This window comes from Zhongshania sp. (assembly GCF_041584495.1).
In the GTDB taxonomy this organism is placed as follows: domain Bacteria; phylum Pseudomonadota; class Gammaproteobacteria; order Pseudomonadales; family Spongiibacteraceae; genus Spongiibacter.
Map to the genome: position 1 here is coordinate 1 of NZ_JBFHDY010000137.1, position 8,128 is coordinate 8,128.

The 8,128-nt window shown below is 52.5% G+C and carries 5 protein-coding genes; 4 read left to right on the plus strand and 1 reads right to left on the minus strand.

What is annotated here, in order from left to right; genetic code table 11:
* Positions 1-94: 94 nt before the first annotated feature.
* The 3 genes from purL to secF all read left to right on the plus strand — a co-directional run bounded on the left by purL (position 95) and on the right by secF (position 6,977).
* Complete coding sequence (purL, locus tag ABYP33_RS16185; protein WP_373092192.1) at positions 95-3,982, plus strand: phosphoribosylformylglycinamidine synthase; 3,888 nt, start codon at positions 95-97, stop codon at positions 3,980-3,982.
* A gap of 187 nt (positions 3,983-4,169) precedes the next feature.
* Positions 4,170-6,044 carry a protein translocase subunit SecD gene (secD, locus tag ABYP33_RS16190; RefSeq protein ID WP_373092193.1) on the plus strand — a complete coding sequence of 625 codons (1,875 nt, stop codon included), beginning with the start codon at positions 4,170-4,172 and terminating at the stop codon, positions 6,042-6,044.
* A 9-nt stretch (positions 6,045-6,053) separates the two neighbouring features.
* Positions 6,054-6,977, plus strand: a complete 924-nt coding sequence (gene secF / locus ABYP33_RS16195; protein WP_373092194.1) for a protein translocase subunit SecF — start codon at positions 6,054-6,056, stop codon at positions 6,975-6,977.
* A gap of 83 nt (positions 6,978-7,060) precedes the next feature.
* On the opposite strand, the gene ABYP33_RS16200 is transcribed toward secF, so the two are convergent.
* On the minus strand, positions 7,061-7,864 hold the full coding sequence (locus ABYP33_RS16200) for an inositol monophosphatase family protein (protein WP_373092195.1): 804 nt from the start codon (positions 7,862-7,864) through the stop codon (positions 7,061-7,063).
* Positions 7,865-8,049: 185 nt separating this feature from the next.
* Between ABYP33_RS16200 and ABYP33_RS16205 the strand changes: the two genes are divergently transcribed.
* The coding region (locus tag ABYP33_RS16205; protein WP_373092196.1) for a hypothetical protein at positions 8,050-8,128 on the plus strand (79 nt) is incomplete at its 3' end.

Consider the following 8,128-nt stretch of genomic DNA (forward strand, 5'->3'; position numbering starts at 1 on the left):
GATCGCACCATAAAGAGTATTTGGGATAAAATTTCCCGCGTATTTCCTTTACAATGGCCGGCTTCAATCCATTCGATCAAGGTTGTCGCCCCGAATGCTCATTATTCCAGGTGCTCCGGCGCTTTCAGATTTTCGCATAGCTAAATTAGTGGCCAGTTTGACAGGTGATATTCCCAGCCTGCGCGGACTGAGCACTCAATATATTCACTTGGTTGATACTGCGGTGGCGCTCGATAGTGCGCGCACGGCAGTATTAAGCCAACTCTTGCAATATGGGCCCCGCGCCGCATTTACCGAGCGCGATGGCCTGAATTTCTTTGTGGTGCCGCGACCCGGCACTATTTCACCTTGGTCGAGTAAGGCCAGTGATATTGCCCGTAATTGCGGGCTTGATATGATCGCCCGTATTGAGCGCGGGGTTTTGTACCGCGTTGATCTTGCCGCGCCTCTGGAAGAGGGCGAGCGCAGCGTCTTGTTAGCGGCGATTCATGACCGCATGGTCGAGACGGTTTTGACCAGCCCTGAGGGCGCCGAGGTTTTGTTTAGCCGCCAAACTCCCAAGCCAATGCAGGCGGTGGATGTGCTGGTCGGTGGCCGGGACGCCCTAGTTGCAGCGAATAGTGAGTTGGGCTTGGCATTAGCCGTAGACGAAATTGACTATTTGCTGGAGAGCTTCCTGCAATTGGGGCGTAATCCCAGTGATGTTGAATTGATGATGTTTGCGCAGGCGAACTCTGAACATTGCCGCCACAAAATATTTAATGCCAGCTGGACGATAGATGGTGAGGCTCAGTCTCACTCGCTGTTTGGTATGATTAAAAACACCTACCAGTTAGGCGGCAAAGGCGTGTTAAGCGCTTATTCCGATAATGCAGCCGTGGTTAAAGGGCATCGTGCGGGGCGTTTTTATCCTGAGCCTGGCAGTGCTGAATACACTTATCACGACGAAGATATTCATCTTCTTATGAAGGTGGAAACCCATAATCACCCCACGGCGATTTCACCCTTTTCTGGTGCGGGTACCGGTTCTGGTGGCGAAATTCGCGATGAGGGCGCGGTGGGACGGGGCTCTAAGCCCAAGGTTGGGCTCTCTGGCTTTAGCGTGTCCAATTTGCGGGTGCCCGGTTACGAGCAGCCTTGGGAAGTCGACTACGGCAAGCCCGGTCGCATTGTTTCTGCCCTCGATATTATGCTGGAAGGCCCCATTGGTGGCGCCGCCTTTAATAATGAATTTGGCCGTCCTAATCTTTGTGGTTACTTTCGCAGCTTTGAAGAAAATGCCTTTGGTGTCAATGGCGAAGAGCGACGTGGTTATCACAAGCCTATTATGATTGCTGGCGGCTACGGTAATGTAAAAGCCGAGCATGTGCTTAAAACTGAATTTCCCGCCGGTTATAAATTAATTGCCTTGGGTGGTCCGGCAATGTTGATTGGCTTGGGTGGCGGCGCGGCTTCATCTATGAGCAGTGGCGCGTCCACTGAAGACCTCGACTTTGCCTCGGTACAGCGCCAAAACCCAGAAATGGAGCGTCGTTGCCAAGAGGTGATTGATCGTTGCTGGGCTATGGGTGAGAACAACCCCATTGCCTTTATCCACGATGTTGGTGCTGGAGGCTTGTCTAACGCCTTTCCTGAGCTGGTGAAAGACGGCGGTTGTGGCGGTGACTTTGAACTGCGCAAAGTGCCTAATGACGAGCCGGGTATGTCGCCACTGGAAATTTGGTGTAACGAATCCCAAGAGCGCTATGTCATGGCGATTGCGCCGAAAGATTTAGCGGTATTCGAAGAAATCTGCGCGCGGGAGCGTGCGGCCTACGCGGTTGTTGGCGAGTCGACTAGTGATAAACGTCTACGTCTTGGCGATACCCACTTCGACAATAATCCCGTCGACCTGCCGATGTCGATTTTGTTTGGTAAGCCACCAAAGATGAATCGGGAATTTAATCGCCAAAAGCTAAGCTTGCCGAGTTTTGAGCCCGCGGCTATTAATGTGGATGAAGCCTTAGATCGCCTGCTGGCGTTGCCAACCATCGCGAGCAAAAGCTTTTTAATTACCATTGGCGACCGCTCGATCACGGGTCAGGTTCATCGCGACCAAATGGTTGGCCCTTGGCAGGTGCCGGTGGCGGACTGCGCAGTAACCACAGTGAGTTACGATTCCTACGCCGGTGAAGCGATGGCCATGGGTGAGCGCACGCCGCTAGCCCTAATTAATGGCCCCGCGTCGGGTCGGATGGCGGTAGCTGAAGCCATCACCAATATCTCTGCCACGCGGATAGAAAAGCTCTCTGATATAAAACTGTCGGCCAACTGGATGTGCGCGGCGGGTTACGGCGGCGAAGACGAAGTGCTGTTTGATACCGTGAAAGCCGTTGGTATGGAGTTTTGCCCGGCGTTAGGTATTACCATCCCTGTTGGCAAAGACTCCATGTCAATGCGCACTACTTGGCGTGAGGATGAAGCCGATAAAGCCATCACCGCACCAATGTCCTTAATTATCACCGCATTTAGTCCGGTGAGTGATGTGCGCAAGACGGTTACTCCGCAACTGCGCACCGATCTGGGTGATACCGCCTTACTGCTGCTTGATCTCGGCGCAGGTAAGCAACGCCTCGGCGGCTCTTGCTTGGCGCAGGTTTATCAGCAGATTGGCGATACCGCACCGGATATTGACGATCCTAAATTGCTATCGGGCTTCTTTAATGCCGTTCAGCAATTGCTAGAACACAAAAAAATAATTGCCTATCACGACCGCTCTGACGGCGGAACTGCAATCACCTTGCTGGAAATGGCCTTTGCGGGGCATTGCGGTTTAGATATCGATCTCGGTTCTGGTGGCACGGTTCATGGCGCCTTGTTTGCGGAAGAAGCTGGTGCAGTGGTTCAGGTTCGGGCCAGTGATCTTAGCGATGTAATGGCGGTATTTGCCGAGCACGGTTTAGACGGTTTGGTTCAAAATATCGGTAGTGCAGTAGCGGGGAGCGATGTGCAGATGCGTTTTGCGGGTAGCGTCGTGTTGCATGGCCAGCGCTTAGATTTTCATCGCAAGTGGCAGGAATTGAGCTATCGCATGCAGGCACTGCGGGACAATTCTGAATGCGCGCAGCAAGAGTTCGACGGTTTGGTTGAGGCCGACCCCGGCTTGAGCAGTAAACTCAGTTTTGATGCGCAGCTGGATGTTGCCGCGCCTTATATTAAAACGGGTGTGCGGCCACGGATTGCGATACTGCGTGAGCAGGGCGTGAACGGCCAAATGGAAATGGCGGCGGCCTTTGACCGCGCTGGTTTTAGTGCGATTGATGTGCATATGAGCGATATTCTCAGTGGCCGCGTGAGTTTGGCTGACTTTAGGGGACTGGCTGCCTGTGGTGGTTTCTCTTACGGCGACGTCCTTGGTGCGGGTGAAGGCTGGGCAAAAACTATTTTGTTCAATGCCAGAGCCAGAGATGAATTTGCCACGTATTTTCAGCGCAGTGATACGTTCGCTCTCGGTGTTTGCAACGGTTGCCAGATGATGTCGAATTTACATTCGCTGATTCCCGGTGCGGAATTTTGGCCGCGTTTTGTACGCAACCGCTCAGAACAGTTCGAGGCGCGGGTCGCGCAGCTTGAAATTCCAGAATCACCCTCCATATTACTTGCTGGCATGGCCGGTTCTCACTTGCCAGTGGCCATTGCGCATGGCGAGGGGCGCGCGGAGTTTGCAGATGCGACTCAGCTTGGCAATTTGCAGCAGTCTGGTAAAGTTGCGCTGCAATTTATTGATAATCATTTGGCGGTGACCGAGCAGTATCCGGCCAATCCGAATGGTTCTCCGGCAGGTATTGCCGGTGCCAGTAGTGCCGATGGTCGCGTAACCATCATGATGCCTCACCCCGAACGGGTTTTCCGCACCGTACAGAACTCTTGGGTCGCGGATAACTCGGCAGAGGACAGCGGCTGGATGCGCTTATTCCGCAATGCTCGGGTTTGGGTGGGATAAGTTAATAAAAGAGGCCGGTTTTTACCGGCCTTTTAATATATGTAGAGATCTTCACACACGCTGAGATTTTGTTTTCTGCTAAGGGAAAAATAGCGAGCGTGTGAAGGTCTCGTAATGTGGGTGTTAGGGGTGTCTCGCCCAGTGTTAAACGGACACCGTCGCAACAGGCGGTTTTGGTGGAAATAGAATGTTAAATAAATATCCGCTCTGGAAAAACCTGCTGATTTTGGCGGTTCTGGGCTTAGGTTTACTGTACGCGGTTCCCAATTTGTACCGGCCCGATCCGGCGCTGCAAATATCTGGGGAGAGCAGTGGTGTCATCATTGACCAAGCCCAGATGGAACGCTTGTCGGCGGCATTGGAAGCCAGTGGTATTAAACACTTTGGCGAAAAAGCCAATGAGACCGGTAAAAGTGGCTTGATTCGTTTATACGATGCCGACGTACAGCTCCGCGCACAGCGCGTAGTGCAGCGCAGTTTGGGTGACGGCTATATTGTTGCCTTGAATTTGGCTTCCAACACGCCAGAGTGGCTGAGTAATCTTGGCGCACAAGCGATGAAGCTTGGCCTCGACCTGAGTGGTGGAGTGCACTTTTTACTTGAAGTCGATACCGATTCAGCGATTGCTACTCGCCTTGAACACTATAATTCTGGGATAAAAAAGAAACTGCGTGAAGAGGGTGTGCGTGGTTTTATTAGTTTGGGCGATGACGGCGTTATTACCGGTAAGTTTACGTCGGCCGAGTTGCGTGACTCAGCGTTGCGCATCATTAAGAAGGAGTTTACGGAATTAACGGGGCAGCGGGTGGATTCACCGGCTGGAGACAGCGCTTATTATCTCAGTGCCTTAATGAGTGAGGCCAAACGCAAAGAAATTGAAGATTACGCGGTTGGTCAAAACTTAACGACTTTGCGTAACCGCGTGAATGAGTTGGGCGTGTCAGAGCCCTTGGTGCAGCGTCAAGGTCGCAATCGTATTGTGGTTGAACTGCCCGGTATTCAAGATACTGCCGAAGCTAAGCGGATTTTGGGTAAAACTGCGAACCTAGACTTTAGATTAGAGGCCCGCTACGACGCACCGGTGTCTGACCGTGAGCAATTTGAATTTCGCAATCCAGGCCAAGGCGAGCCGAGCGCCTGGTTAGAGCGCGACGTAGTAATAACTGGCGAGCGGGTGGCTAATGCTCAGGCGAGTTTTGACCAAAACGGCATGCCCCAGGTCAGTATTACCCTCGACAGTGAGGGCGGTACGCTGATGCACCGCATGACTCGTCACAATATCAATCGCCGTTTAGGGGTGTTGTTTATTGAACGGAAAAGTCGCACTTATTATGAAACGGATGCGCAAGGCAAAGAGCAGATTGTCAAAGTGCCGTATGACGAGAAAAAAATCATTAGTCTTGCCACGATTAAAGATGCGCTTGGCGTCCAGTTTCGGATCACTGGTTTAGACGCGCCGGGTGAGGCAGCTGAACTGTCGTTATTGCTGCGCGCTGGCGCGCTGGCTGCACCCATTGATTTTGTTGAGGAGCGCACGGTCGGGCCGTCGCTGGGCGCTGAAAATATTGCCCAGGGTTTTAATGCAGTAAAAATCGGTCTTGGTTTGGTAGCAGTGTTTATGGTGATGTACTACCGCGTGTTTGGCGTTATCGCGGTAGCCGCGCTGGGTTTTAATATTGTTTTGCTCACTGCCTGTATGTCGGTGCTAGGCGCCACACTCACGCTGCCGGGTATTGCCGGTATCGTTTTGACTGTCGGTATGGCGGTCGACGCCAATGTCTTGATTTTCTCGCGAATACGAGAAGAGTTGAAAGCGGGGCTATCGGTGCAGCATGCTATTGAGGCCGGCTATGGTCGGGCCTTTGTCACTATTATGGACTCGAATATTACCACCTTGTTGGTGGCGGTGATTTTGTATGCGGTAGGCACTGGGCCGGTACGCGGCTTTGCTGTCACCTTGTCGCTGGGGATAATCACCTCAATGTTTACTGCAATTATGGGTACACGAGCCATTGTGAATATGCTTTACGGCGGTCGTCGCGTCACTAAGCTGGCGATCTAGGGGAAACATATGTCTGAGAATACAAACATTATCGATTTTATGGGCTTGCGTAAGCTCGCCACCGTGCTTTCTACCTGTTTAGTGGTGGTTGCTATTGGCTTGCTTGCCTTTAAGGGCCTGAATTTTGGATTGGATTTTACCGGTGGCACCTTAATTGAGGTCATTTACGAAGAGCCGGTCGCTCTATCAGAGGTGAGGGATCAGCTTAAGACGGCTGGCTACGATAACGCGGTGGTGGTGAATTTTGGTTCTGATACTGATGTGTTGGTGCGTTTACCACAGGGTATGAGTCCAACTCTCGGTGAAGAAGTGCTAAAAGTGCTGAAAAACGGCACTGCAGGTGAAATCGATTTGCGCCGCATTGAATTTGTGGGCCCACAAGTGGGCGAGGAGCTGCGGGAGCAGGGCGGACTAGCCGTTCTGTTAGCTTTGGTGGTGGTGCTGATCTATGTTGCGATGCGCTTCCAGATTAAGTTTTCTCTCGGTGCCGTAGCGGCATTGGGTCATGATGTCATCATAACCTTAGGTGTATTCGCTTTGGTGGGCTGGGATTTCGATCTCACCGTATTAGCGGCCGTTTTGGCGGTAATTGGTTATTCGCTAAACGATTCAATTGTTGTTGCTGACCGTATTCGTGAAAACCTGCGTAAATTACGTAAGCACGACGCGACTGAAGTCATCAATATCTCGCTGACAGAAACCCTCGGCCGTACGTTGGTCACATCCGGCACCACTTTATTGGTATTGATTGCCTTAGCGGTCGTTGGTGGCGAAATGATTCATAGCTTCGCGCTCGCGCTGCTCGTTGGTATTGGTGTGGGTACGTACTCGTCGATTTACATCGTCGCCAGCTTGCTGGTAACAATGAATATCAGTCAAGAGGACTTGATCGTGCAGGAGAAGGAGGGGGCAGAGGTAGATGATTTACCATAAAGGCGCTTAATGCTGTACGGGAGACGGGAGGCGCTAGGGCAGGTCTTTTGCCTCTCCCGTCTCCCGTCAAGCCTCTCCCGAGGCTAGCGCAATTTCTCTAAATGCGGGCGCACTGCCTGTAGCAATCCCTTCAAACACTTGGGGTTGGCCGCAACAATATTGCCGCTCTCAAGATAATTGCCACCACCGCTGAAATCACTGACCAAGCCGCCGGCTTCGCGCACGAGCAGGATACCTGCCGCGATATCCCATTTGCTCAGGCCTATTTCCCAGAATCCGTCGAGACGCCCGGCCGCAACATAGGCCAAATCCAGCGAGGCAGCGCCAGCGCGGCGGACACCCGCTGTTTCCGCGGCTACCGCTTCTAGGCTGCGCATATAGGCTGGCAGGTGTTGAGCGTTATGGGCTTTAAACGGAATGCCGGTGCCGATTAAGGCGCCTTCTAAGCTGGGGTTCATGGTAACCCGCACTCTGCGGCCGTTGACCTGCGCACCGCGACCACGACTGGCGGTAAATTCCTCGCGCCGAATCGGGTCGAGAATCACGGCGTGTTCGATTTGGCCCTGAAATACACAGGCAATGGAAATGGCAAAGTGGGGAATGCCGCGCACAAAATTGGTTGTGCCGTCGATGGGGTCGATAATCCACTGGTAATCGCTTTCGGCATTGCCGGATGCGCCGGACTCTTCGCCCAGAAAACCGTGGTCAGGATACGCCTTTTGCAGGTGGTAAATGATCTCCTGCTCGGCTTTGCGGTCGATTTCGGTCACAAAATCGTTCTCGCCTTTGGACTCGATTTGAACGCGATCCAGTTGTTCAGATGCGCGAGCGATAATGTCTCCCGCCTTACGGGCGGCGCGCAATGCGATATTCAGCATGGGTTGCATAGTACTAAGGCCTTGAATGTGCAAGCAATTGGAGGCGTATTATAACAGAGACTCGGCGCGCGACGGAGGCCTAATTTCATTGTTTCGCTAGGGGCTTCCTGTTAGACTGACGTCCCATCTCAGGGGGCAAAGAAGCACCGCTTTTTCCAGCCCTATATCTTATCGCACTATCAAAAAGGCATGACATGGCGCGTTTTATATTCGTCACCGGCGGTGTTGTTTCGTCTCTCGGTAAAGGCATCGCTTCAGCATCGCTGGGCGCTA